We start from the raw sequence: 25,850 nt of genomic DNA, 5'->3' as shown, positions 1-25,850 counted from the left end.
GGGGTGATAAAATGGCAAACTTGCTTGAAGTTAAAAATCTGAACGTTCAATTTGATATTTTCGGCGCCGTTGTACAAGCTGTCCGCGGTGTCAGCTTTGGACTTAATGTGGGAGAGACCCTGGCCATAGTCGGTGAATCGGGTTCGGGGAAATCGGTCACATCTAAAGCAGTCATGGGATTGATCCCCAGTCCGCCGGGGAAGATTACGTCCGGAGAAATTTTTTTCGACGGGCATGATCTCGTAAAATATACACAGAAACAGATGCAGAAAGTCAGAGGGAAAGATATCTCGATGATTTTTCAGGATCCGATGACTGCCCTGAATCCGACTATGAAGATCGGAAAGCAGATTATGGAAGGCCTGATCAAGCATCAGCATCTCGCCAAGAGCGAGGCAAGAACCAAAGCGGCGGAACTTCTGAAACTGGTCGGCATTCCGAATCCGGACAAACGTTTGGATGAGTATCCGCATCAGTTTTCCGGCGGCATGCGGCAGCGTGTCGTCATCGCCATTGCCCTGGCCTGCAACCCGAAAATTCTGATCGCCGACGAGCCGACCACAGCGCTGGATGTGACGATCCAGGCCCAGATTCTCGACCTGATGCGCGACATTCAGAAAAAGACAGGCACCGCGATTATTCTGATTACTCATGATCTGGGGGTTGTTGCCAATCTCGCACAGCGCGTCGCCGTTATGTACGGCGGAAAGATCGTTGAAACCGGTACGCTTGAAGAAATCTTCTATAATCCGAAACATCCGTATACATGGGGGCTGCTGTCTTCCATGCCGAAGCTGCATGCCAAGACGGACAAACTGCTGGCCATTCCGGGAACGCCTCCCGATCTAAGCGATCCGCCGAAAGGATGTCCGTTTGCCCCGAGATGCCCTCATGCAATGAAGGTATGCGTGGATCATATGCCGGATTACACCAAGCTTTCGGCGACACAGAAAACGGCCTGCTGGCTGCTTGACGAACGGGCGCCGAAAGTCGATCCGCCGGCAACGATAGGAGTAGGGGGGGAATAAAACACATGGCTGAAACGAGAGAAAAACTGCTTCAGGTTAAAAATCTGAAAAAATATTTTAAGGTATCGAGAAAAGAGACCCTGAAGGCAGTCGATAATATCACATTCGATGTCTATAAAGGTGAGACATTCGGCCTTGTGGGGGAATCAGGCTGCGGGAAATCAACCACGGGCCGAACGATCATCCGCCTTTATGAGCCGACAGAAGGAAAAGTTCTTTTTGACGGTGAAGAAATCGGAGGAAAACTTTCCGCTAAAGCGAGGAAAAATCTGAGCAGACACATGCAAATGATTTTCCAGGATCCATATGCGTCCCTGAACCCAAGAATGATGGTTAAAGACATCATCGCAGAGGGACTGGATATACATCATCTCGTGACGTCGAACGAGGAACGGATGGATCACGTCTATCATCTGCTGGAGACGGTCGGGCTGAACCGTGAGCATGCCAATCGTTATCCGCACGAATTCAGCGGCGGGCAGAGGCAAAGAATCGGTATTGCCCGGGCACTCGCCGTTGATCCGGATTTTATCATCGCCGACGAGCCGATCTCGGCGCTTGACGTTTCAATTCAGGCGCAGGTCGTCAACCTGCTTCAGGAATTGCAGGAAAAACGCGGTCTGACTTTCTTGTTTATTGCCCATGATCTTTCGATGGTCAAGCATATCAGCAACCGTGTAGGCGTTATGTACCTGGGCAATATGGCGGAGCTCGCTTCTAGCGATGAGCTCTATGATCATCCGCTTCATCCGTATACACAGGCTCTGCTTTCGGCAATTCCCGTGGCCGATCCGAAAATCGAGCGTACGCGCGAACGGATCATTCTTCAGGGGGACGTTCCGAGTCCGATTGATCCTCCGAGCGGCTGCCGCTTTCGGACACGCTGCCCTTTCGCAATGGATATCTGCGCCCAGGTCAGGCCGAAATGGCATGAAGTTAAAGAGGGGCATTGGGTAGCCTGCCACCTTCATGATGAGGGATTGAACAAGTAAACAGTGCATGCAAATGTTAAAAAAGGACAAGCGGCCGGCAGGCATATCAGCCCAACGGCCGCCTGTCCTTTTTTATTTCCGGTACTTGCGGGTCAGGTGGGCCAGGTAGAGCAAAATGGTCAGAATCAGAAGGATATTGATCAGCAGACTGCTGAACAGATGGAAAAAATAGTGCAGAATAATGGCTCCGGCAAGGATGCCCGCGGCCAACATCGTTAGTCTGCGCATCATTTATAAAATCATCCTCTCCGCTAAATAATTCATTTTTTGCAAACAGGGCCTGCAGAAGCTGCATACTTTCTTGCCCGGTTACGTACATTATATAAGAAAGATCCTCTCATCGGACATGCTGCAGGAAGAGAGAGGGAAAAAAGAAAGTATGTCCAAAATAGGGACTTCGAAAAACAGTCTCAAGTGGAGAAAAGCCAATCGACAGCATTCGACGCTTATTGAGAAAAGATGACCGTCTTTGAGAGAAGACCTTTAAGAGGCTCTTGACAAGTGAGGCCAGCGGGGTTGACAATAGGGAGAGAAAGAAAAAAACAAACAGGGTGTAGTGGGGCGGCCGATAGCATTTAACACGGTTAAAGGAGGCGAAAACCTGTGAAACCTAAGGAAGTCAGGCGCAGGCGCAAACATTCCATCCGCAGATGGCTCAAGGAAACGCTCGGCCAATTGCAGCCGAAATCGAAGGATGCGCCGACAGCAAATCTTAAATTGCCTGCGTAATGTAAAATATGAAGGGTTTCGCTCATTATGTCAGAGAGAATGGGTTAGAGGAGCTTCTTTCGGATCGGGAAGTTCCTTTTTGCTATATAAATTTCTTATTAACAGATAACGCCCAGATCGGGGCCCTAATTGTCGAAAAAGAAAGGTAAGAGGAGAAGAGAGGACGGAATGGGTCATAAAATGAAGAAAAATGAAAAATTATTTTACAGAAAAAGGGGTATGAAAATTAGAAGTATTATTATATAATAAAAAAAGCAACAGATAATGAGAAGTTGTTATTATCCAAAGGAGGGTGAAAAATGGTCACATTATATACATCTCCAAGCTGTACGTCATGCAGAAAGGCTAAAGCTTGGCTTAAAGCTCATGACATACCTTTCAAAGAACGAAATATCTTCTCAGAACCACTGTCCATTGAAGAAATAAAAGATATTCTTCGTATGACCGAAGACGGTACGGACGAAATTATCTCAACGCGTTCAAAAGCATTTCAGGAATTGAATATACAATTGGAAACGATGTCGATTCAGGATCTGTTTAAATTGATCAGAGAGAATCCCGGCTTGCTTCGCCGACCGATTATGTTGGACGATAAACGTCTTCAGGTGGGTTATAATGATGACGAAATCCGTCGTTTTCTGCCTAGAAAAGTCCGCACTTTTCAATTGCAGGAGGCTCAGCGGCTGGTAAACTGAGATCCGTTCTATGCGAATCATTGAAAAACAGCAGGGCATTCTCATGAAAGGAGAATGCCCTGCTGTTCTTTCCTGTCTGGAATCGGCTGAGGTCGGTGCCGAAGAATATTGCCTTTTCCGAAGAGCATGCTGTCTGACAAAATTTGTCGCCGCTGCAAAGAATATCGTCTTCATCTTCATCGCAGGATGTTGTTTGCCGGGAGATGCCGTCCGGCAATCTATAAAACTAGCCAATCAGGATTTTCCAGCCATGCGGCTGGAAGAAAGCAGGTTGGCGAGCCAGCCCAAAGCGATCACGGAAATGATCAACAGAGGCGGAAAATAAAATGCCAGCTTTTGATAATTCATAAAAAAGGACTGAAGCATCGGTTCGTCCAGGATCATTTCCGATGCTGTGTAGACGAGAACGCCTCCTCCTGCATAAATAAGAAACGGAAGATGCTCCATAGCAATGAGGATCAGCTGACTGCCCCAGACAATAATCGGGACAGAGAAGAGCAGACCGACGGCGATAAAACCGATATGTCCCTTGGACGCTCCGGCGACTGCCAGCATGTTGTCCAGTCCCATGACGACATCCGCAAAGACGATGGTGCGCACGGCAAAAAAAAGCGAGGTTCCTGCCTTGACATCATGTTTTTCTTCCTTGTTTACGAGCAGGCGAAAGGCAATAAAGATCAGAAAAATACCGCCGGCCAGCAAGAGATAGGGAATATTCAGAAGAGAAACAACCATGGCCGTTAATCCGATCCGGAGTATAACAGCTAAACCGGTCCCGATAAAAATGGCTTTGTTTCTCTTTTTCTCATGAAGTTTCCGGCAGGCAAGCGCAATGACAACTGCATTATCACCGCCAAGGATAATGTCAATGATAATAATCTTCAGGATGGAGATCAGGATGCCGAAGTCAAAGGACATACATGAAAACCCCTTTCGTCTGTTCCGTTTCAGCTTATGCGGACTTGTCCCGAATCATTCCGCTGCTTCATTTGCAGGATCGATCGGGTCGTTTCCCCCAAAAAAGTCTGTTACAAAAATCCTGCTGACTGCCCGAAACAATAGGCATAATTAAGCGCAGCAGTCAGTAGGATGATAGAGATCGATCCGAAATGCGGGCAAGTGTGGAATATTGGAAAGACTGTGTTTTTTTTATTTCATTCGCTAATGATTTGTCATACAATAAAAGTACGAGAACAAGTTGTCTTACTTTATAGACGGTCACTCCCCATGCCATGGATGAAGAAGGGAGAGATAGCGATGAAAATAGAACGGATCAATGAGAATACTCTTAAGTTTTATATCAGCTACATCGACATTGAAGACCGCGGATTTGACCGGGAGGAAATCTGGTACAATCGTGACAGGAGCGAGGAACTCTTCTGGCAGATGATGGATGAAGCTCACAGTCAGGAATCCTTTTCACTCGAAGGGCCGCTCTGGATACAGGTTCAGGCACTTGAAAAGGGCATGGAAATCATTGTCACACGGGCACAGATTTCAAAAGACGGCTCCAATCTTCAGTTCCCTGTATCTGCGGAAAAGCAGCCGGACGGACCGGCGAATGAAAGCGGCGGGACAGATCCTGAAGACCGTCTGCCTGAGGAGGGCAGACAGGAGAAAGGGGAAGCATACGTAAAGCCAAGATATAATCATACAACTGTTCACAAAAAACGGGGAGCCAACCGTTCTTTTGTTCTTGAGTTTGAAGATATAGAAGACCTGATTTCACTCAGTCATGCTTTTGAAAACGATCCATCCGTCGATACGGCCCTGTTCGTTTACAATGAAAAGTATTATCTCAGTTTGCAGTTTCCCGAAGAATTTGCGGACGACCGCCGGGCTGACGACCTGAGTACCATGCTGGAGTTCGGCGCTGAAACAAACGTGACTCGTTCCATGCTTCAGGAGTACGGCAAAGAACTGATCGCTGCACGGGCACTTGAGACAATCCAATCCCATTTTCCTTTGATTCCATGAGTTCTGCCGGGATGGTATTCGTAATGGATGATAAAGAGGGTTGTCGGCGGCCGGCCTGTTTGTATTTTTAGAGGCTGTTCCTTAAGTCGCTTTTCTTCGACAAGGGAACAGCCTTTTCTCTGCCTGAAGGCGCCGATGCGCGATCTCCGTCATTGTGATAAAGCGATCTGACAGGCAGGAGAAAAAATTTATTTGTCGAATTTGGTTATCGTTGACTATTAAAGGCGAAGGTCGTGATGGAATGCTCATTGCAACTTTGGATGACGGACGCCGGATATCTCTTGTTTCCACAAAATTTACCCGGGATCAGCTGAACCGGCTGAGAAGCAGGGAACGGTTCTATTGTCCGGTCTGCCGCTCGCCGGTTCGGCTGCGGCTTGGAAATAAGAAAAAGTGGCACTTTTCCCACCATCCGAAAGATCCCTGCATCGTGGAAACAGAACCCGAATCGCCGATTCATCTAAGCGGAAAAGAAGATTTATTCCAATGGACGAAAGTAAACGGCCGCATGCCCGAACTGGAGCGTTACCTCCCGGAGATTCGCCAGAGGCCCGATATTTATTTGCCGGGCATTCGGCCGATTGCTCTGGAATATCAGTGCAGTACCCTTTCAGAAGAGAAATTCCGCGAGCGAACAGACGGATACACAAGCCTCGGTATCCGCCCAATCTGGATATTGGGAGGCGCGCGCCAGAAGAAAAGCCGATTTCTTGCCAGACTGTCGGGTTTTGAGTCTCAGACAATCCAATTTTCAAAACGATCGCCCTCCTGCCATCCCTTCTTCTCTCCATATTATGTTTGCTACTATTATCCCGCAGAAAAAAGAATCTGTTTTGCAGCCCAGCTTCATCCCGTCTCGAAAACCGTCTATATTGCCCGGGAAATAAATCAAGTCCTTTCGGCAGCCAGGCCTTATCAGTTAATGATGCCCTCCTTTCCTTTTTCATCTGAAACTTTCAAACAGGATTGGAACGACTGCAAAAGGCGCCGCCGCCTGAACCCCCCGTCTCATCTCGCGCGCGAGGAATACTGGCTGCGCATGCAGGCCTATCGATTGAGAATCAACTATTCATCTTTTCCCTCTTTTGTCGGACTCCCGCATCGCGACTATATCCATTTTTCCCTTTCGCCCTGTCTGTGGCAGATGTGGATTTACATCATCATGACCCATGGTCCGGCCGATGGATGGTTCACAGCGGACATGCTGATGCAAACCGGGAAAATAGGGGAGAATGAGACTGTTTTTGTCAGAAGGCCCCTTCCGCTCTGCCCGAGACGTTCAGGGGCAGAGGTGATCAGAACTTATCTTGGACAGCTGGTTAAACTGGGAGCAGCGGACAGAAGGGGAGACACCTATCGCCTGCGTTCTGCCCGCAGAACGGGAGAATCGGCCGTCGATCAGCTTCTGAAACAGGACCGGCTTGTGCTCGATTTGCTGGAGCATGAACCGGATCAATAAAGACCGAGCGGCTGCTTTTTGCGCAAACGGGTAAAAAGAAGTACGATGAAATTGGTTATTTATTCCTCAGTGAAGAACAACTATATGGAGGTGGCGTCATGGCCGGTGAACAGACAGCGGCCCTTCCGAAAAGGGAGGATGTTCCAAAAGAAGAAACATGGGATCTTGAAGCAATTTTTCCCGATATCCAATCATGGGAAGCAGCTTTTCGGAAAGTCAAAGATCTTGTGCCTGAGGTAGAGGCGTATAAAGGGAAACTGCACGAATCTTCAGAGACGCTGCATGCGATGCTGCAGAAGGAGGATCAACTGACCGAAATTTTGAACAGAGTCTATGTATACGCCCATATGAAGTCGGACGAAGACACGGCCGATGCAACTTATCAGGCGCTCCATGACCGGGCGGGAAGTCTGGCTGCGGCGATTGCCGGCAGGCTGGCTTTCATAGTGCCCGAAATACTGGCCATCGCTCCGGAAAAGCTGAACGGTTTTCTGAACGAGAACAAAGAGCTTCAGCTTTACCGGCATGCCATCGATGAAATTACGAGAACAAGGCCGCACGTGCTTGATGCGGAAAAAGAAGCACTTCTGGCTGCCGCAAGTGACGTGACGGATGCTTCTTCCGTTACGTTCGGAATGCTGAATAATGCCGATCTCAGATTTCCGAAGATCAAGGATGAAAACGGCCATGACGTGGAGATCACGCACGGACGCTACGGAAAGCTGATGGAAAGCGAAGACAGGCGGGTCCGCAGGGAAACGTTTGAAGGCATTTATGCCACTTACGGCTCATTTAAAAATACACTGGCTTCGACACTCGGCGGCCAGATTAAACGCGATAATTTTTACGCGGCGGCGAGGCACTATAAATCGGCGCGCGAGGCGGCTCTTTTTGGCAATGCGATCCCCGAATCGGTTTATGACAATCTGATCAAAACCGTTCATGAGCATCTTCCTTTAATGTATCGTTATGTAGCTCTCCGCAAGAAAGCCTTGAAAATTGATGAACTGCATATGTACGATCTTTACGCGCCGCTTGTTGCCAATGCAAAAATCAAAGTAACCTATGAAGAAGCGAAGGATCTTGTTTTGAAGGGACTTGCCCCTCTCGGCGAAGATTATCTGGATGTGATCCGCGAAGGTTTCAGGAAGCGCTGGATTGATGTCAGGGAAACGCAGAACAAGAGAAGCGGCGGCTATTCAGGCGGGGCATTCGGCACGATGCCGTATATCCTGCTGAACTGGCAGGACAACGTCAACAGTGTGTTTACGCTGGCCCATGAACTCGGGCACTCGATGCACAGCTACTATTCGCGCACCTGCCAGCCCTATCCTTATTCGGATTATTCGATCTTTGTCGCGGAAGTGGCTTCGACATGCAACGAAGCCCTGCTTAACCATTATCTGCTTGAAAATACCGATGACAGGAAGGAAAAATTATATCTGCTGAATAATCGGCTTGAGGGCTTCAAGGCAACAGTCTTCCGGCAGACGATGTTCGCGGAATTCGAACAGATCATCCATGAGAAGGCGCGTGCCGGTGCGGCGCTCACGGCCGATCTGCTGACCGGCCTTTATTATGATCTGAACAAAAAGTACTTCGGCGACGGGATTGTCGTCGATAAACAGATCGGTCTTGAATGGGCCAGAATTCCCCATTTTTATTATAACTACTACGTTTATCAATACGCGACCGGATACAGCGCGGCCTCCGCTCTTTCAAAGCAGATCCTTGAAGAAGGGGCACCCGCGGTGGATCGCTACAAAAACTATCTGAAGTCGGGCAGTTCGGCCGATCCGATTGACGTCCTGAAGAAGGCAGGCGTCGATATGGCCGAACCGAAACCGGTTCAGCAGGCGATGGAAGTGTTCGAACAGGTGCTGGATGAAACGGAACAGCTGATGTTTGAATAAAAAAAGCAATAAAAAAGGCTCGAGAAAAGCGGCCGATCCGGCTCCGCTTTTTTTGAGCCGTCATTTTTTTTTCGGGTGAACGGTAAGAACCCTGATCAGCAGAAAAATGATCAGAAATAAAAATCCTCCGGACAACAGCAGCGAATGAAGATGCATCAGGCCCAGCAGGTAGTAGAGAAAACAAAGAGCGGCCATGACAGCCAGAAGCAGTGCGGTCAGCGGCTTCATATCCATCCATCCTTTAAAAAATGATGTGTTACAAGCCTATGAGCGCTTAATCCGCAATATACTTCCAATAAGTGCCGCTTCTTAGCACGATCGGTTCAATCAGCTGCTGCAGCTGCAGCTTGCGCAGTTCCTTCAGAGCATCTTCTTCCGACAGATCATAGACAACCGAGACCTCTTTGGTGGCGAGAAAACTCTGCTGCCTGAAATATTCTTTCAAAGACGGGGGAGGGCTGGCGACAGGCGTGTCGCCGAGCAGTTCCGTCAGTATCTGAACGTAAACATCGTAAGCATAGCGTCCGTTGACCTTTACGGCTTCTGAATCGCCGTCCGCCGTAGAGAAGACAAGCGACGGCAGTTCTGTGATCGCCATCTCGTTCGCCAGCCTGCGGTCGCACTGGAGTGATTTAATCGATCGGCAGGAATGAAAGTCGCTGTTGAATTCGTCAATATCCAGTTTAGCAAGACGTGCGACTTCAAGCAGTTCGCGAAGTTGATTCATTCCCTTTTTTCGAAAAAAAATCTGCTCCCTGATCCGTCTGAGAAAACGATTGCCGGCGGCCTTCCCCTGGAATTCGGCAGCCTTAATGGAAAGGGCGACAGCATACGGGGAAGGAGGATTTTCAAACCAGACATCGCTGTCGCAGCACATACCCGTCAGATGGGCATACTTATCCCATTCTTCGGCTATTTTTCTGGCCTGGTTAAACTGGCAGCAATTTTCCGTATCATGTTTCGTCGTCAGTATAAATCGAAAGGTGAAGTAATCGTGATATTCCAGGAAAAATTTTTTCATTAACGGCTCGAGACCCCAGCATTCCGCACAGAGGGGATCGATAAAGGCTAAAATCTCCACACGGTGGAAATTTCTGGGACGCTTATACCTCGAACAGATGATGTGGCCCGGTGTTCCTTCACATGTCGATCGATCATCGTAAAAGATCATGGGAAATCACCCCTCCGGTATAATGAAATGCAGGCTGATTAATCATATGATGTGCCGTTTTCGACAATCTGTCGAAGATGATTTCCCGATATCCGGCTTCCAGACCGATATCATTCATTGCCTTGCTCATGCAGGCAAGCCAGGCATCGGCCTCCTCCGCACCGATCTTGAAACGCAGGTGGCGCCTGCGCAGCATCGGATGGCCGTGTTCCGCTGAGTACAGCTGAGGCCCCCCCAGCAGCTGCGTTAGAAACTGTTTTTGTTTCCGAATCGTCTCGCTCATGTCGTCGGGGAAAAGAGAAGAAATGACCGGATGAAGCTTTACATGGCGATAAAAGGTTTCAACGAGACTGCTCACGGTTTTTTCTCCGCCGATCGCTTCAAACAATGGCAGCCCACTCCTATTCATGATGATAAAATTCAACCTTTCTTTTGTTAATATTTTATCTGTAATCTATCCGGAAACGTGTTGAAGAAAGATGTCGATCCTATTTACTATGACGGTCCATGCGCCATTGCCGCAGACCGGATTCGTTTCAAAGCGGAAAGCCCCTGAAACTTTCTATATTGTAACAAGACTAAGCGGCATCGGGCAACTAATCCATACTTTCGGCTGCTTCTTCAGGACTTTTCAGAAACATCTTCAAAAGGTAGAAAAGTCTGTTTCGTCTTATGAATGAAAAAAATAAGACATTTTCTCAGATGGTTGCATCCGATTCGGAAAGTGCTATAATTTGAGGCCCATGGAGGAAAATCGGCTGTTTACGGGACCTGAAGCCGGTTATATTAAGTATTGATTCTGACATTACGACAAGGGAAGACGGAAGCTATGCACCGGACGGTTTTAAGAGAACTGATGAAGAAGTTGTTGATTGCCGTTTGCTCGGCTTTTCTATGTGCGCTGAGCATGAATTTCTTTCTAATTCCGGCTAAAGTCTATGCGTCGGGAATTAATGGTGCTGCTCAGCTGATGACGGACGTGCTGCGTGATTATTTTCATCTGAGCCTGTCGATCGGAGCTCTTGTTCTCTTATTGAATCTGCCTATTGCTCTGCTTGGATGGTTTAGAGTCGGAAAAAGCTTCACCTTTTTCAGTTTTGTCACCGTGCTGTTTACTTCCTTATTTTTATCCGCTATTCCGGTTTATCCGCTGTCGCATGATCTCTTGCTGAATGCGATTTTCGGCGGCATCATCTCGGCAGTCGGCGTCGGTATAGCGCTCAAATACGGGATTTCAACGGGAGGGCTCGATATCATTGCCATTTATCTGACAAGAAAGAACCGCAATGCATCGTCGGGCAAATATTTCCTGATTCTTAACGGGATCATTATTGTCGTTGCCGGAGCGGTGTATGAATGGCAGTACGCCCTCTATACGCTGATATCGAGGTTTGTCAACAGCTATGTCATTGACATGATTCATACCAAATACCAGAAGCTGACTGTCATTACGGTGACTGAACAGGCGGATAAGCTGGTCAGTGCCATCCAGGATCAGTTTGATCGCGGAGCGACGGTCATTCCGTCTTATGGGGGCTTTACGAAGAAAAAGCACTATTCGGTGATGATTGTGATCAGCCATTATGAGCTTTACCAGATGGAACAGCTGATCAAAAGAGTCGATCCGAATTCTTTTACAGATATTCTGGAAACGAATAAGATCATCGGCGTTTTTCACACGGAGGAACAGCAGCGTGCGGTTCAGGCGATGAAACACGGAGAGACCTCCGAAAAGGCCAAACACGCGCTTGGAGACGAGGATTACCATCACTTTGAGCAGCTGTTCCATGCGAAGGCAAAGAACGGCGGCCTGTCCGGCCGTTTTCCGTTTCAGGGTGAATAAAAAAGGCGGTGCTCCCGATTGGGCACCGTCCTTTTTTCATTCGGCAACTTTGTAGTGGGAGAAGACAAAATCCTTGAATCGCGTGGCGGCCGGAGAAAGGTAGCGGTCCTCATACCAGGACAGCCCGATCTGGCGCTCGCAGCTGGGCCAGCTCACGTGCAGCTTGGCGACCTTGCTGCTGTCGATTTCCTCCTGATCGGGCAGCAGTGCGACGCCGAGGCCGGCGGCAACGAGGCCGGCAAGCGTCGTCACTTCTTCGCCTTCAAATGTGATGTTCGGGGTAAAATTGGCCTTTCTGCAGAGCTTGTCGGCTATTTTGCGCAGCTCGAATCCCGGCTTATATGAGATGAGCGGTTCGGACTGTATCTCGTCCAGGGTAATGGACTTCCTTTTTGCCAGAGGATGCGATGCCGGAACCATGATGAACAGCTCTTCAGTCCAAAGTTTTTCCCATTGAATGTGCGGAAAATCGAAGGCATGATGCACCAGGCAGAGATCGATTTCACCCACCTGCAATTGCCTGAGCAGGGAAATGTTATTGTTTTGATAAAGTTTAATCTTTGTATGCGGATGGTTGCACTGGAACGTCCTTAAAATATCAGGAACCATATTCACCCCTAATGTATGGAGAAAGCCGAGCGAAACTTCGCCGTATTCCGGATCAAGGAGCGCCTGGATCTCCCTCTTCGTCTCCTCAATCTCCTTCAGAATGCGATTCACATGCTTCAGAAAAAGTTTGCCGTACTGATTGAGGATTATATTCCGCCCCTGCCTTTCGAAAAGGCTGACGCCGAGTTCTTCTTCCAGGCGGGCAATAGACCTGCTGAGCGCGGGCTGCGAAATGGACAGAGCTTCAGCCGCCTGGGTCATATGCTGAAGCCGGGCGACTACCTGGAAATATTCGATTTGTTGCCACTCCATATCAATCACTCCTTGGATGGATGAGGGCAGACGTGATTTTGCAGGGGAACTTTTTTTGAGCAATGAACCGGCCTGTCCCCCCTATATAAGATACCACAATATGACCGCTGTGCATGGATGGCATGCACAATATCAATTAGACATTATTAATAATCTGTCATAGTATGAGAAATACCGACAAAAGGGAAGGGATGGACATTTCATGGATTATCTTTCACCAGAGAACAGGGATTTTAGAAAAACATTGATTGCCCTTTTTCTGGGAAGCTTCATCATGTATGCGGATTTATACAGCACACAGCCGGTGATCGCCGTCATTGCCGCGCAGTTTCACGTTTCTCCTGCGGCAGCGAGCCTGACGCTTTCGGCGGCTACCGGCGCTCTCGCTATTTTCCTGTTTTTTGTATCCTTTACTTCAGGCATGTTCGATCGGAAAAAAATCATGACGCTCGCGCTCGGTTCATCGGCCGTCCTTTGTTTTGCCGTCGGTTTTATTCACTATCTTCCGCTTTTGGTCGCCGTCCGCTTCATCCAGGGAGCGATGCTGGCCGGATATCCGTCCATTGCTATGGCTTACATCAATGAAGAGTTCGATAAGCGCTGTCTCGGCTATGTCATCGGGATTTACGTCAGCGGCAACAGCCTCGGCGGACTGGCCGGACGCCTGATCGTCGGCACTGTCAGCGATGCCTATTCGTGGAACGCGGCTATCGGATTTCTCGGCTTGCTGAATATGGTCATGTGTGCCCTGTTTATTCTATTCCTGCCAAGATCAAGGCATTTTGATGCCAATAAAATTTCATTGAAGCGAACGACGGCAGGCTTTATTGAGAATATTGAGTCGCCTGCACTTGTCCTGATTTATTGCCTCGGTTTTATTCTGATGGGCGGTTTTGTCACGGCTTATAATTATATAGGTATCCCGTTGATGCAGCCGCCATACAATCTGAGCCAGACTTTTGTCGGTTTTATCTTCCTCATCTTTCTGGTCGGCACATTCAGTTCCGCCTGGATGGGCAGACTGTCCGATCGTGTGAGCCGGGCGGGAGTGGTTGCCTTCTGTCTGTCGCTGATGGTGGCCGGCCTTCTGATCACGATGAGTGCGCCGCTGATTGTGAAAATCATCGGCCTCGCTGTCTTTACTTTCGGCTTTTTCGGCGGCCATTCCGTCGCCAGCAGCTGGGTCGGCATTCTCGCAAACCGCCGCGAAAAGGCACAGTCCGCGTCTCTTTATCTGTTGTTCTACTATGTGGGATCCAGTGTTGAGGGTTCCGTCGGGGGAATTTTTCTCGCGCGTTTCGGCTGGGCGGGCGTTGTTTCCATGGTTGCATTGATCTGTTCGGCCGGCGTTCTGCTTTCCTTTGCCGTCGGCAGGTTGATAACAGACAAAAATCATCACCCCCGCCGCCACAGCCATCATCAGCATAGAATCGTCGGCCAGCATATTTAAAAACCCGGAACTTTGAATGGTCCGGCCGGACGTTCGCTGCTGATTTTTTGTGCAATATTTGTATAATATAAGATAAGGTGACGGATACGTGTCTGAAGAACGAAGGATAACGGCTGCCGGGATCATTCTCATGGGATGTATGCAAACCGTCTGTACGTGATTATGGACAAAGAGGGTGTTTTTGTTGACGACATTTGAAGAGTACAAATATGAACGGCCGGATGTCGGATCCTGCGAAAAGGCATTCGAGGCGGCTTTCGCTGCGTTCGGCACCGCCGGTTCGGCGGCCGAAGCCGAAAGCGCGGCAGAAAAGATCAACGCACTGCGCAAGCATCTGGATACGATGTATAACCTTGTCGAAATCAAGCATACCGTCAATACGGACGATCCCTTCTATAAGGCGGAAAATGACTTTATGGATGAGACTCTGCCGATTTTCGAAGGGAAGACAACGCAATACTACCGGCTGCTTCTGGATTCCCCGTTCAGGGGCGATCTCGAAAAAAAATGGGGGCATCAACTGTTTGCCCTGGCAGAGGCCCAGCTCAAATCCTTCTCTCCGGCAGTCATTCCCCTGATGCAGCAGGAGAATAAATGGGCTTCCAAATACACGGAACTGATTGCCGCCGCAAAAATTTCTTTTGAAGGTGAAGAGCGCACGCTCGCTCAGCTCGGCCCGTTTACGGAGGTTCCGGATCGGGCGAGGCGGAAGGCTGCAGCAGAGGCCCGTTTTGGTTATTTTGCCGAACATGAGGCGGAATTTGATGACATTTACGATCATTTAGTGAAGATCCGCACGGAAATTGCCCGCAAACTCGGATTTGAAAACTATGCCGATCTCAGCTATTACCGGATGGCGCGGATCGGATATGATAAAAAGATGGTCGCGGCGTATCGGGAGCAGATCCGTAAAAATGTCGTTCCGGTTGCAAACCGGCTGTATGAACGCCAGCAGAAGAGAATCGGAGTCGGCACGCTGAAATATTATGATGAAGCGTTTAACTTCAGATCCGGAAATGCCGTTCCGAAAGGTGATTCGCAATGGATCATTAGGAACGGAAAGAAGATGTATGAAGAACTGTCTCCGGAAACAGGCGAATTTTTTCATTTCATGATCGACCGCCATCTGATGGACCTTCTGGCAAAAAAAGGAAAGGCAGGAGGCGGTTACTGTACCTATCTTTTCGATTATGAGTCTCCGTTTATTTTTTCTAACTTCAATGGAACATCCGGCGATGTCGATGTTCTGACTCATGAGGCGGGCCATGCGTTTCAGGTTTACTCGACACATTTCGCCAGCCCTGAATATTGCTGGCCGACTTATGAAGGAGCCGAGATCCATTCGATGAGTATGGAGTTTTTCACGTGGCCGTGGATGAATCTGTTTTTTCAGGAGGATACCGAGAAACGTAAATTTTCTCATTTGAGCGGTACACTCTTATTTCTGCCTTACGGCGTCGCTGTCGATGAATTCCAGCATGTCGTCTATGAACATCCTGAACTGACGCCGGCCGCAAGGAAACAGGCATGGAAGAAGATAGAGGAAAAATATTTGCCGCAACGGGACTACGACGGTTTTGATTTTCTTGAGCGCGGCGGCTTCTGGCAGAAGCAGGGACATATTTATGAATCTCCGTTCTATTATATTGATTATACATTGGCGCAGGTGTGCGCCCTGGAGTTCTGGATGAAACTGCAGAAAGATTACAAGGGAGCCTGGAAGGATTATCTTCATCTTTGCAAGCTGGGGGGAAGCCGCCCGTTTTTAGAGCTCGTGAAGGAGGCGGGGCTGGTCTCTCCTTTTGAAAAGGGCTGTGTGGAATCCGTGATCGATGCCGCCGCCTCATGGCTGGAGCGGATTGACGACCGTGCCTTTTAAGGTCCTCAGTCAACCGGTTTTTCAATGGCATACAGTAAAACGACCGGTATCGGGAGCGTGTCTGCAGCTTCCCGTACCGGCTGTATTTGTGTGCGATCAGTATAAAATTAAAACGGCCGGACAGAATTGATGCGTTCCGCACCTGCAAAGGAAGCTTCGTCTGTGCAGCCCGGCGCAGCTTTTTCCTGTCTGCCGGATCATACGGACGCCTGCCGGCTTTCCGAGTTAAATCCGTTCAGCACGCGTTTGACATAGGCCTGTGTTTCGGCGAAAGGGGGAATCCCGCCGTACTTCGATACATTGCCGGCGCCGGCGTTGTATGCGGCGACGGCCAGGCTCGTGTTCCCGCCGAACTGATTCAGCAGTTTTCTTAAATATTTTGTGCCGCCTTCAACATTCTGAACAGGATCATAGGCGTTGGAAACACCGAGAGATCGGGCGGTTCCCGGCATTAACTGCATCAGGCCCTGTGCCCCGGCGGCGCTCGTTGCATTCGGATTGCCGCCGGACTCCGCCGCGATTACGGATGAAATCAGCCGTGCGTCCACCGAATATTTTTTGCTCATCGCGTCGATGATTCCGCTGTAGGAAGGCGACCCCGCCTTCGCCGTGTTTTCCGTTCCGGCGGCAGCAAGCGTCGCTGCATTCACCGTGCCGTTCTGCTGTGTCCGGCTTGCCGCAGCAGCGGCTGCCGTGCGGCCGGAAAGAGGAACGGAAGCAGCGAGCTGCCGCCACAGCTCGTCTGCCGTACCGGCGGCACTGCTGCCGGAGGAGGCCGTTGCTTCCGTCGTACCGCTCTGCCCCGTCACAGGCATTTCCATAAGAAACATCAGTTCATTCAGAATAGCCGAGAAATCATTGTTTCCTGTCTGAGACGAAAAAGTATCCGGTGCAGCGGCATTTCCGGATATCTCCAGGGACAAAAGCTGTGATAAAGTGCCTGGATCGATCGCCATCAAAGATCAGCTCCCTTTTCCCGAAGTGCCTGATAAAGACGCATCATTTTGTTCTTTGACGGCCTGCGCGGAATCGAGCATTGCGACAGCAGTTCCTCGAAAAGAAGACAGCCTGTCCGGCGATCTTCTGCCTCAAATTCCAATTCATAATCATTGTGCTCAAAATAATAACTGTGATCGATAAATAATTGGCCGTTTTTGTAAGGAAACTGTGTGCGCAACGTCGTCAGTTCGCCGATATGGATCAGATGATCCACATTAATATCCATATCGGTGATCGCCTGTTCGACATTTCCGGCCGGTATGACGCCGAAATGAATCAGATTAAGGCTTTCTTCGTCAGAGAGCCACTGATGTGTCTCCAGAATAGCGCTCTCATGAGGCTGTTTCAGGGTCAGATCGTGCCGGCCGTCGATATGCCGGATGCGCAGCGCCGATTTTTTCTCGCGAAGTGCAAAGGTCGGCGTATCGAAATAGTCATTGACCTGTTTGAAAAAAGAAGAAGCGTCCAAACTGAACTTCCGGCAAAGAGATGAGAACTCTTCCGGAGTCAGCATGTTTTTAAATTCTATTTCCAATTCCTGAGCCATGCGTGATTACTCCTTGACGGCTGCGTTCCGTACGTTCAATTTGATAAACTCGTAAGTTCTCTTAAATTATGACATAATGGTGATGAAGAAACAACCGTTCTTAAAGTTAATTTTCGACCGGGGAGGATGCATGCCTGCCTTTTAACATAAGATGATTGTTGCGTAATTTACAGCTGGAGTGATCAGGAATGGAATGGGACGTTTTTCTTGCACCGTACAGACAGGCGGTTGATGAACTTAAGGTCAAACTGGGCGGGTATCGTGATTTTTACAGGATCGCGCTGCGGGATTCACCGATTGAAAGCGTTACCGGACGGGTGAAACCGGTAGCAAGTATTCTTGAAAAAGCCGGACGCAGAGGCATTCCGCTGAGCCAGCTGAGCACTCGGATGCAGGATCTGGCCGGCCTTCGCGTAACCTGCCAGTTTGTCGACGATATCATGAAAGTGGTCGAGATGATTCGCAGCCGAACGGATATGCATGTCGTTGAGGAAAAAGACTACATCAAAGAAAAAAAGGAGAGCGGTTACCGCTCTTATCACGTCGTTGTTCAATATCCGCTTCAGACCATCACCGGCGAGAAAAAAATTCTTGCGGAGATTCAGGTCCGGACACTGGCCATGAATTTTTGGGCGACAATCGAGCACTCATTGAACTATAAATATCAGGGCAATATTCCGGCCGATGTAAAGACCCGCCTGCTGAGGGCCGCGGAGGCGGCCTTTCGGCTCGACGAAGAAATGTCGCAGATCCGTGAGGAGATTTTGACCGCTCAGCAGCATTTTTCACAGAAAAAGACAGATGAAGAATAGAAATAAAGAAAAGAGCAAAAGCCCGGCATGAGGCATTCACGCTGCGTGCGGAAGGAGTTCGGAGAGGAATGGACGAAAAAGAAGAGACAACACTGGCGGTCGGCATCCCCGCGGGCCGGCTTAAATCATTTGCCGTGGAGACAAGAGACGACTCGTTTTCAAATGAACTCAGGAAACGGATCTGCGACTATCTGACCGATTTTCAATTAAGATATGACGAGAAAGAGCCGGACATCGTGATTTCGGTGGGCGGCGACGGGACGATGCTGCAGGCTTTTCACCGGTATGTCCACCGGCTGAACGACACCTCCTTCGTCGGCGTACATACCGGCCATCTGGGCTTCTATGCCGACTGGACGGCGGCGGAGGTCGAAAAGCTGGTCATTTCGATTGCCAGAAACAGTTTTAAAATTGTGGAATATCCGCTGCTTCAGGTCGCGGTCAGCTACACGGACGGCAATAAGGAAGCGAGCTATCTTGCCTTGAATGAATGCACAGTCAGGAGTGCCGAAGGGCTGCTCGCTGCCGAAGTGCTGATCCGGGAGGAGAAATTTGAGACTTTTAGGGGAGACGGACTCTGTTTTTCGACGCCGACCGGGTCGACTGCTTATAATAAAGGCCTTGCAGGGGCGATTATCCATCCGTCGCTTGCATCGATACAGCTTGCGGAAATTGCTTCGATCAATAACCGTGTATACCGGACGCTTGGCTCTCCGGTTATTCTGCCGAAACATCATCATTGTCAGGTCAGGCCGGTTACGGACGAGCGTTTTAATGTGACGATTGACCATTTATCGACGCTGCATCATCATGTCAGGCAGATTGAATTTGTCGTCGCAAGAGAAAAAATCCGTTTTGCCAGATTCCGTCCGTTCCCGTTCTGGCGCCGTGTCAGAGATTCATTCATCGGATGAACCCGGGGAAGCGTCCGCGATCATGACCGGCAAAAACAAAGGAAAGGCGAGTGAATCAGGATCGGACCGCCCGACGGTCCCAGAATCGTATGGAAGAACCTAGCTATCGCATTGAAAAGAGAATCGATGCATCGTATCACGGTGTGCCGATGCTGGACTTTTTAAGAAAAGAAATGAAAATATCGCACCGGACACTTTCCGCCATTAAATACAAGGGCGGCCATCTGCTGATTGACGGCGAAGACCGGACCGTTCGCCATGTGTTGAAGGAAGGGGAGGTGCTGACGATCCTGTTTCCTCCCGAAACGCCGAGCCATTTTCTGGTTGCCAGCAGCATGCCTCTGAAGATCGTGTACGAAGACGACTGCCTGCTGGTGATCGATAAGCCGGCGGGAATACCTGTGATCCCGTCACACCAATATCCATCGAAGACACTGGCCAATGGACTACTTGCCCATTTTCAAAAAGAAAATCTGCCGTCGACCGTTCACATTATTAACAGACTGGACCGCAATACATCGGGGCTGATGCTGGTCGCGAAACACCGATTCAGTCATGAACGATTCTTCAGGATGCAGAAACGGAAGGAAATTCAGCGCCGCTATCTGGCGTTTGCCGACGGGGTGCTGGAAGAGTCCGAAGGGACAATTGACGCGCCGATCGGGCGTAAAGACGGAAGTGCGATTGAACGGGCAATCGACTGGCAGTCGGGCAAGCGTTCAATCACGCACTACAAAGTACTGAAACGCTATGCCGACAGAACACTGGTTGCCGTCCGTCTGCAGACGGGGCGGACGCATCAGATCCGCGTTCACTTTTCATCGATCGGCCATCCGCTGCTTGGAGACGATTTGTACGGGGGACCGGCCGATAAAATCGGCCGACAGGCACTCCACAGTTTTGAACTGGTTTTTGTCCATCCATTAACCGGCCGGCCCTTTCATCTGCACGCACTGTATCCCGAGGATATGGCGCGTCTCGCCGGCGGGACGATTAATCTGGAAAAGATATAAACGGGCCGGCTGCAGCCGGCCCGGAAGAGGGGACAAAAATAAATCCGCTGTTCGGAAAACAGATCGCGAGCCGGGTCCGATGTTCTTTCAACCGGGTTTTTTGACCAGCCCGCCGCGGCCGCCTCAAAATGCTTTTCGGCTGCGGCAATCGAAAAGTCCGCATTCCTCGGTCCGCTCCGCCGTACAGGATCAAAAAAACACCCGGTGCTTTTTTATCATGCACCCGGTGTTTTTCATGTGAACATATAAGTCTGTGTCCGCATTCGCACGCTTTGCACAAGCCCGACGGCGATCATGCTGGAAAGCAGCGAACTGCCTCCGTAACTCAGAAAGGGGAGAGTGATTCCCGTAACCGGCATGAGCTGGATGGTCATGCCGATGTTTTCGAAAACCTGAAACATGATCATGCCGACAATGCCTGTGCAGATATAGCTTCCGAACGGATCATGCGTCCGGATCGCCGTCTGAATCATCTGGTAGATCATAATGAAGTAAAGCAGAATGACGACCACGCTGCCGATGAATCCGAAACTGCCGCCGATAATTGCGAAGATGAAGTCATTATAAGCTTCCGGCAAAGTAATGGATGTGTTAAAACTGTGATTGAAAAATTCGCCGGAACCGATCGAATTCAGAGACTGGATCAGCTGGTATCCTTCCTGGTTCTGATATTGGTAAGGATTGGTCCAGGCAAGAAAACGGTCTTTCTGGTGCGCCTTTAAAATCAGATCGATAACGGCCGGGAACTTGATCCAGCAAACGACAAAAAAAGCCAGCCCGCTTCCGATCGCGGCCACGATGCCGGCAATCCACTTCCAGCCGATTCCGCTCACTATAATCATGGAAAGGATAATGCTGAACATGACCAGCGCGGTCCCCAGATCAGGCTGGATAAAAACGAGCAGGAGCGGCGGAAAAGAAACGAGCGCCATCTTTCCGAGCAGGAGCAGGTCTTCATACCGGCCTCTGATCGGGTACAGCTCATGATGCCTGTCAATAGTTGAACCGAGAGACACGATTAAAAAAAGTTTCATAAATTCCGATGGCTGAATGGCGCCGACAGCGGGAATGTTGTACCAGCTCCATGCGCCGTTCGTCGTATTGGCAAGGGGAACCGGCACGCCGAGCTGTGCAAACGTCAGACCGAGCAGCAATATCAGCCCCAAAGCATAAAAAATCCAATGCATCTGTTTGAATTGATCGTAGTCCGCCAGCATGACAAGGAATGCGGCAACGGCGCTGAACGCATACCAGCCGATCTGCTTATAAGCGAGTTCCGTCGCGCGTCCGCCCGATTCGAGCGGAGCATTGGCAATCGAGATAAAGCTGATGCAGGCCAGTATGAAAATGATCAACACAAGCGTATAGTCCACTTTTGAGAGAAGATTTTTGTTCATGGTGTTAACCTCTTGTTCGTATATTGCGATAAAAATAAGGAGGAGAGGACGCTATATATATAATAATATAGATTAGCGCTCTGCGGGGAAAAAGAATTCGGCGCCGCCGTGCAATGGCATGTGCGGGCCTCAGGCCGGCGGACGGCTGCGGCCCGAGTGAGGCTGGCTGTGGCGGCCCGGCCTGGCAGCAACCCGGATGAAGCTAGGCCCGGCAGCGCGCCTGCTGCTTCGGGCCAGGCGCGGACCTGAAACCGAGCCGGAAATCCGGATCTGCTGCATGAGCGGCACATCCCCGGAAAGAACGGAGACTCGTCCGACTATTCATGCTATAATATTAACAGCAGCTGAACGATAAGAATTTGCAGGAGGTCTGACAATGGATTTAACTCTTGAGGGACGTACATACGTGGTCATGGGTGTGGCCAACAAGCGGAGCATTGCCTGGGGGATAGCCCGGGCTCTTGATAAAGCGGGAGCGCGCCTGATCTTCACTTATAACAATGAGCGCTTTCGCGAGAGTGTGGAAAAACTGGCCGCCACGCTCGACGGAAAGGACAGCCTCTTTTTCCCCTGTGATGTTACCAGCGACGAGGAAATTGAAGCGACTTTTTCTAAAATTAAAGAGGAAACCGGTGTGATTCACGGCATTGCGCACTGTATTGCCTTTGCCAGGAAAGAGGAACTTGAAGGCGACTATTTGAATACGACAAGAGAAGGCTTTCTTCTGGCTCAGAACGTCAGCTCTTACTCCCTCACGGCCGTGCTGAAAGCGGCCGAGGGCCTTATGACCGAGGGCGGCAGCGTTGTGACGATGACTTACCTGGGCGGTGAGCGGGTCGTAAAAAATTACAATGTCATGGGGGTCGCGAAAGCGAGCCTCGACGCCAGTGTGAAATACCTGGCCAATGATCTCGGCAAAAAAAATATTCGGGTCAACGCCATTTCTGCTGGACCGATACGGACTTTATCGGCCAAGGGAATTTCTGATTTCAATAGCGCTCTTAAAATCATTGAAGAAAAAGCGCCTCTCCGCCGCTCGATTACTCCGGAAGACGTCGGCGATACGGCGCTGTTTCTGTTCAGCGATCTATCGAGAAATATTACCGGCGAAACGATTCATGTCGATGCCGGGTTCAACATCGTCAGCATTTGATGAAGAAAGGATCGGATCCGTTCTGAGACGGCTCCGATTTTTTTTATTATCAGTATCTCTTTAGCTTATTTTCCTGCTGTACCCCTCAGATGATGATCGACTTTTCCTGAGTCCGTCAATCTCTTGAAAGACAGAGAGTGTTTCCGCGATTGATAAACTTCCGCACGACCGAAAAACGGCTTCTAATGACCGATAAAACGGCCGTAACGACCGATAAGCTCCCTTCGTCGACCGAAAGATCTGGCGTAACGACCGAAAAACGGCTTCTAACGACCGATAGGCTTCCGGCCACTCCGTGCCGGCCGATAAACTTCCGGCCATGGTCGATAACTCGGGCGGCCGGAAAACAGCTGCTATACCGGTCGATAAATCCAGCATCGACCGAAAAGCTGCCTCTAACGGTCGAAAACCTGGGCGCACCGACCGAAAAACTCGCTGCACCGACCGATAAATCCCCTGCGCCGGCCGAAAAACGGCTTCTAACGATCGAAAACCCGGGTACCGCGGCCCGACTGGATACATGAGCTGGGGGATACCCATTTTTTATTCATTTACCCCTGATCCGGCCGCCAGGCTGTTTTCCCGCAGGTGCCGCATTTCCCGGCTTTCCCGGCCGTGGATTCCCCGCTGTTTTGTTCGGAACCGGCCTTTCGCTGCTTTATCTGCCGATAGAGCGCCTGAAGATCCTGTTTATTCATAATTTGACTCCTTCCGATCCGGCGTCGTTCAGTTTATTCCGATTTTGTCGAAAAGGTGCACGGACCTTCCTTTTTTTGCTTTCTCCGGGACGTACGGGACGTCTGAAACTGATCCGCCGATCGTCCCCTTTACGAGTTTCCGGCTGCTGCCGTTTAAAAAAATGGGCGCGGGAGATGTGCCAATCCCTATGTCCGATCCATACAATGTAGGGAAACAACTAACCATGCTCTGATAATGGCAGGAAAGGAAGGATTTTATGGGAAATAAATCGATCTCCAAGCCGATCGGTGAGCTGCAGGACGAGTGCATCCGCGTTCCCAAAGTTTATGATTGGGTCACGGATGCGCTGAAAAAGGAAGTCGAAGTCCGCTTTACCGATGAGCAGCTTGAAAAGATTGAAGAAGCGCTCGAGGATCCTCACCGCAGGCCGCTGCGCATTACCGTAAAGACGCCGAAAATACCGCCTTTATTCCCGCTCGGCGGCGATTCGGAAGGAACTGCAGGCGAAGGATTCTATTGTGAACAAATTGGTGAAAAGCGCCAGGTGACGGTATCGGTTTCAGGAAAACTTGTCGAAGCTGAACTTGTCGATCTCCTGTTTACTTCTGATATCAGCGTTCTCGTTCTTGACCGGCAGGGAAAGACGATCGTCCAGCAGCAGACAAACGTCAGTATCCTGGAATCTTTTGTTCTCTGCTATCCGGACGGCACCGATCTGCTGTGCCGGGTCTCGAAAATCTGGTCGCGTGTTTCCGGCGGTTCGCTTATTTTGAACGGGCCTTTTAAACCGACCGTAAAACTGGAAGTCATTCTGTGCGTTGACGTTCAGGTCGAAGCTGAAGTCAAGCTGGAAGTACTGGCGAAATACAGCGACCCGAGAGGCAATGATATCAAGCCCCCCAAAGAAGAAGAACACTGCCCGCCGCCGTCTTTCCCGGGACAGCGTCCGGCGATCTATCCGGGATACCTGAAAACGGATGAGGATGAGACAGAAGAAAGCGAAAGCTGAAGCGCGCCGGAGCTCTCCCCCGTTTTTCCCGGATGGGCTTCCCGAGTAAAAACGCAAAGTGAAAGCATCAAGAGCGGAAGATGATCCTGCCTTGATGTTTTTTACTTGAGCGGCGCGTTCCGCTGCCGGCCGGCGACTGGTGTCCTTCTGAAAGGCCGCAAGCGGCGGCAGGCCGGAAAAAAATGGGCAGGCAATGATAGGAGACAGCTTTCATATAATGAATTCAGAAGAAGACACTTTAAGGGGGGCGCCGTTTTGGCTGATCATGGGAACACGCTGAGCATGGCTTCGCTGGCCGACAGACAGAAATTTTACCGGGATAAGGCGCTGAGGCTTGAACAGGAAATCATTTTTACCAGGGAAGAGGCGCTTCAGCTCCAACAGGAACTGAAGGAGCTGAAACTGAAAGAAAAGCAGTCCGGCAGCGCGCTTCAGGAAGCCGAAGGCCGCCTCGCCTCACTGAAAAACGATTACCGCGATCTTCTGCAAAAGCATCAGGAAGCACAAAAACAGCACGACGAATCGGAAAAACGGATCGCCGATCTGGAAAAAAATCAACGGTCGGACTCCGATATGTCGATCGAAACTTACCGCTATCGGGTGAAAGGATACGAACAGCTCCTTTCAGAAGTTCAAGAGCAGCTTAATGATAAAGAAAAACGGATTGCCCTGTATGAAAGACGGCTCGCCATCCTTGAAAAGCGGCTGAAAAGCGAAAGGGAGAAGCCGAAGGAACCGGAGGGGCAGGACGCAGAAAGAGCAGAGGGACGGTTTGAACATCGGGCGACCGCACTTTTGGATTATACGTGGGTTCTTGATGAAAGAAAAAGTCTCGTCCGGGGGCAGGTCCTGATTGAAAATACAGGAACAGCCTCCCTGGAATCGCCGGTGCTCTGCTTTTCTTTTCAGCCGGAAGACGCCGCTGATCTGAAAGGACGCGTTTATCGGGAAGAGGATCCGCTGACGGATGACGATGCGGGAGGCCGGATCAGATGGCTGATTATGGACGGCGACGGAACGGGCGGGGGGGAAAGAGAAGGCGAAATCTGGATCCGCCCGTCCGATCATCTTACGATCGCTCCGGGCGAGACGATCGCGTTTAACGACTTCCAGATCCCGTTTGATTATCAATATTCTGAGACACTTCACGTCGATTGTTTCGTTTTTTTCAGCGGGGGTGCCTATAAGATTAAAAGCGCTAATCAGATTCTGATTAACGCCTCATTTCATCACGGTTTGGGCGGCTGACC

At 50.0% G+C, this 25,850-nt stretch carries 27 protein-coding genes; 16 read left to right on the top strand and 11 right to left on the bottom strand.

Going from position 1 to position 25,850, the window contains the following annotated elements:
• Positions 1-11: 11 nt before the first annotated feature.
• On the top strand, positions 12-1,028 hold the full coding sequence (locus OYT88_RS01795) for an ABC transporter ATP-binding protein (RefSeq protein ID WP_274397642.1): 1,017 nt from the start codon (positions 12-14) through the stop codon (positions 1,026-1,028).
• Positions 1,029-1,033: 5 nt separating this feature from the next.
• Positions 1,034-2,020 carry an ABC transporter ATP-binding protein gene (locus OYT88_RS01790; RefSeq protein WP_274397641.1) on the top strand — a complete coding sequence of 329 codons (987 nt, stop codon included), beginning with the start codon at positions 1,034-1,036 and terminating at the stop codon, positions 2,018-2,020.
• Between the two features lie 72 nt (positions 2,021-2,092).
• Here the strand turns inward: OYT88_RS01790 and OYT88_RS01785 are convergent, their stop codons facing one another.
• On the bottom strand, positions 2,093-2,251 hold the full coding sequence (locus OYT88_RS01785) for a hypothetical protein (RefSeq protein ID WP_274397640.1): 159 nt from the start codon (positions 2,249-2,251) through the stop codon (positions 2,093-2,095).
• 372 nt (positions 2,252-2,623) lie between these two features.
• Between OYT88_RS01785 and OYT88_RS01780 the strand changes: the two genes are divergently transcribed.
• Positions 2,624-2,749, top strand: a complete 126-nt coding sequence (locus tag OYT88_RS01780; RefSeq protein ID WP_274397639.1) for a hypothetical protein — start codon at positions 2,624-2,626, stop codon at positions 2,747-2,749.
• A gap of 299 nt (positions 2,750-3,048) precedes the next feature.
• Positions 3,049-3,444: a transcriptional regulator SpxA gene (gene spxA, locus OYT88_RS01775; RefSeq protein ID WP_274397638.1), complete on the top strand. Its 396-nt coding sequence runs from the start codon at positions 3,049-3,051 to the stop codon at positions 3,442-3,444.
• Positions 3,445-3,678: 234 nt separating this feature from the next.
• Here the strand turns inward: spxA and OYT88_RS01770 are convergent, their stop codons facing one another.
• Positions 3,679-4,362 (bottom strand): TerC family protein, encoded by a 684-nt coding sequence (locus OYT88_RS01770; RefSeq protein ID WP_274397637.1) that lies wholly within the window; start codon positions 4,360-4,362, stop codon positions 3,679-3,681.
• A 339-nt stretch (positions 4,363-4,701) separates the two neighbouring features.
• On the opposite strand from OYT88_RS01770, the gene mecA reads away from it, so the two are divergent.
• The 3 genes from mecA (at position 4,702) to pepF (ending at position 8,793) form a co-directional block, all read left to right on the top strand.
• On the top strand, positions 4,702-5,421 hold the full coding sequence (gene mecA / locus OYT88_RS01765) for an adaptor protein MecA (RefSeq protein WP_274397636.1): 720 nt from the start codon (positions 4,702-4,704) through the stop codon (positions 5,419-5,421).
• 241 nt (positions 5,422-5,662) lie between these two features.
• Positions 5,663-6,880 carry a competence protein CoiA gene (locus tag OYT88_RS01760; protein WP_274397635.1) on the top strand — a complete coding sequence of 406 codons (1,218 nt, stop codon included), beginning with the start codon at positions 5,663-5,665 and terminating at the stop codon, positions 6,878-6,880.
• 98 nt (positions 6,881-6,978) lie between these two features.
• Complete coding sequence (gene pepF, locus OYT88_RS01755; protein ID WP_274397634.1) at positions 6,979-8,793, top strand: oligoendopeptidase F; 1,815 nt, start codon at positions 6,979-6,981, stop codon at positions 8,791-8,793.
• Between the two features lie 60 nt (positions 8,794-8,853).
• On the opposite strand, the gene OYT88_RS01750 is transcribed toward pepF, so the two are convergent.
• Genes OYT88_RS01750 through OYT88_RS01740 form a run of 3 tightly spaced genes read right to left on the bottom strand, consistent with a single transcriptional unit; the run spans position 8,854 to position 10,373 of the window.
• Positions 8,854-9,021 (bottom strand): hypothetical protein, encoded by a 168-nt coding sequence (locus tag OYT88_RS01750; RefSeq protein WP_274397633.1) that lies wholly within the window; start codon positions 9,019-9,021, stop codon positions 8,854-8,856.
• A gap of 46 nt (positions 9,022-9,067) precedes the next feature.
• Complete coding sequence (locus tag OYT88_RS01745; protein WP_274397632.1) at positions 9,068-9,964, bottom strand: DsbA family protein; 897 nt, start codon at positions 9,962-9,964, stop codon at positions 9,068-9,070.
• Positions 9,948-10,373: a globin domain-containing protein gene (locus tag OYT88_RS01740; protein WP_274397631.1), complete on the bottom strand. Its 426-nt coding sequence runs from the start codon at positions 10,371-10,373 to the stop codon at positions 9,948-9,950. Before OYT88_RS01740 ends, OYT88_RS01745 begins: the two co-directional genes overlap by 17 nt.
• Positions 10,374-10,793: 420 nt before the next feature.
• Here OYT88_RS01740 and OYT88_RS01735 point away from each other — a divergent pair, with 420 nt between their 5' ends.
• Positions 10,794-11,807, top strand: coding sequence for a YitT family protein (locus OYT88_RS01735; RefSeq protein WP_274397630.1), 1,014 nt, complete (start codon positions 10,794-10,796; stop codon positions 11,805-11,807).
• A 36-nt stretch (positions 11,808-11,843) separates the two neighbouring features.
• On the opposite strand, the gene OYT88_RS01730 is transcribed toward OYT88_RS01735, so the two are convergent.
• Positions 11,844-12,728, bottom strand: a complete 885-nt coding sequence (locus OYT88_RS01730; protein WP_274397629.1) for a LysR family transcriptional regulator — start codon at positions 12,726-12,728, stop codon at positions 11,844-11,846.
• 202 nt (positions 12,729-12,930) lie between these two features.
• On the opposite strand from OYT88_RS01730, the gene OYT88_RS01725 reads away from it, so the two are divergent.
• Both OYT88_RS01725 and OYT88_RS01720 read left to right on the top strand, forming a co-directional pair.
• Positions 12,931-14,178 (top strand): MFS transporter, encoded by a 1,248-nt coding sequence (locus OYT88_RS01725; RefSeq protein WP_274397628.1) that lies wholly within the window; start codon positions 12,931-12,933, stop codon positions 14,176-14,178.
• 184 nt (positions 14,179-14,362) lie between these two features.
• Positions 14,363-16,057: a M3 family oligoendopeptidase gene (locus tag OYT88_RS01720; protein ID WP_274397627.1), complete on the top strand. Its 1,695-nt coding sequence runs from the start codon at positions 14,363-14,365 to the stop codon at positions 16,055-16,057.
• A gap of 197 nt (positions 16,058-16,254) precedes the next feature.
• On the opposite strand, the gene OYT88_RS01715 is transcribed toward OYT88_RS01720, so the two are convergent.
• Together OYT88_RS01715 and OYT88_RS01710 are read right to left on the bottom strand one after the other, a co-directional pair.
• The gene (locus OYT88_RS01715; protein ID WP_274397626.1) at positions 16,255-17,013 is read right to left on the bottom strand and encodes a lytic transglycosylase domain-containing protein; all 759 of its coding nucleotides are present in this window, start codon (positions 17,011-17,013) and stop codon (positions 16,255-16,257) included.
• Complete coding sequence (locus OYT88_RS01710; RefSeq protein WP_274397625.1) at positions 17,013-17,603, bottom strand: CYTH domain-containing protein; 591 nt, start codon at positions 17,601-17,603, stop codon at positions 17,013-17,015. Before OYT88_RS01710 ends, OYT88_RS01715 begins: the two co-directional genes overlap by 1 nt.
• Positions 17,604-17,791: 188 nt before the next feature.
• Here OYT88_RS01710 and yjbM point away from each other — a divergent pair, with 188 nt between their 5' ends.
• The 3 genes from yjbM (at position 17,792) to OYT88_RS01695 (ending at position 20,342) form a co-directional block, all read left to right on the top strand.
• Entirely contained in the window at positions 17,792-18,415 is a 624-nt protein-coding gene (gene yjbM / locus OYT88_RS01705; protein WP_274397624.1) for a GTP diphosphokinase, read from the top strand.
• 68 nt (positions 18,416-18,483) lie between these two features.
• Positions 18,484-19,329, top strand: a complete 846-nt coding sequence (locus OYT88_RS01700) for an NAD kinase (protein ID WP_274397623.1) — start codon at positions 18,484-18,486, stop codon at positions 19,327-19,329.
• An 89-nt stretch (positions 19,330-19,418) separates the two neighbouring features.
• On the top strand, positions 19,419-20,342 hold the full coding sequence (locus tag OYT88_RS01695; protein WP_443029702.1) for an RluA family pseudouridine synthase: 924 nt from the start codon (positions 19,419-19,421) through the stop codon (positions 20,340-20,342).
• Between the two features lie 233 nt (positions 20,343-20,575).
• Here the strand turns inward: OYT88_RS01695 and OYT88_RS01690 are convergent, their stop codons facing one another.
• Positions 20,576-21,739: an FtsW/RodA/SpoVE family cell cycle protein gene (locus OYT88_RS01690; protein WP_274397621.1), complete on the bottom strand. Its 1,164-nt coding sequence runs from the start codon at positions 21,737-21,739 to the stop codon at positions 20,576-20,578.
• 376 nt (positions 21,740-22,115) lie between these two features.
• On the opposite strand from OYT88_RS01690, the gene fabI reads away from it, so the two are divergent.
• Positions 22,116-22,892 carry an enoyl-ACP reductase FabI gene (fabI, locus tag OYT88_RS01685; protein ID WP_274397620.1) on the top strand — a complete coding sequence of 259 codons (777 nt, stop codon included), beginning with the start codon at positions 22,116-22,118 and terminating at the stop codon, positions 22,890-22,892.
• A 60-nt stretch (positions 22,893-22,952) separates the two neighbouring features.
• On the opposite strand, the gene OYT88_RS01680 is transcribed toward fabI, so the two are convergent.
• A complete protein-coding gene (locus OYT88_RS01680) occupies positions 22,953-23,333 on the bottom strand; it encodes a hypothetical protein (RefSeq protein ID WP_274397619.1) in 381 nt (126 codons plus the stop codon).
• A 110-nt stretch (positions 23,334-23,443) separates the two neighbouring features.
• Positions 23,444-23,590: a hypothetical protein gene (locus tag OYT88_RS01675; RefSeq protein ID WP_274397618.1), complete on the bottom strand. Its 147-nt coding sequence runs from the start codon at positions 23,588-23,590 to the stop codon at positions 23,444-23,446.
• A gap of 257 nt (positions 23,591-23,847) precedes the next feature.
• Between OYT88_RS01675 and OYT88_RS01670 the strand changes: the two genes are divergently transcribed.
• Together OYT88_RS01670 and OYT88_RS01665 are read left to right on the top strand one after the other, a co-directional pair.
• On the top strand, positions 23,848-24,600 hold the full coding sequence (locus OYT88_RS01670; RefSeq protein ID WP_274397617.1) for a BMQ_0737 family morphogenetic spore coat protein: 753 nt from the start codon (positions 23,848-23,850) through the stop codon (positions 24,598-24,600).
• Between the two features lie 255 nt (positions 24,601-24,855).
• Positions 24,856-25,848: a hypothetical protein gene (locus OYT88_RS01665; protein ID WP_274397616.1), complete on the top strand. Its 993-nt coding sequence runs from the start codon at positions 24,856-24,858 to the stop codon at positions 25,846-25,848.
• Positions 25,849-25,850: the final 2 nt, after the last annotated feature.

This window comes from Sporolactobacillus sp. CQH2019, assembly GCF_028765345.1.
Classification (GTDB): domain Bacteria; phylum Bacillota; class Bacilli; order Bacillales; family Sporolactobacillaceae; genus Sporolactobacillus.
Note: the sequence above shows the minus strand (reverse complement) of the source record. Positions and strands in the feature narration are given on the sequence as shown.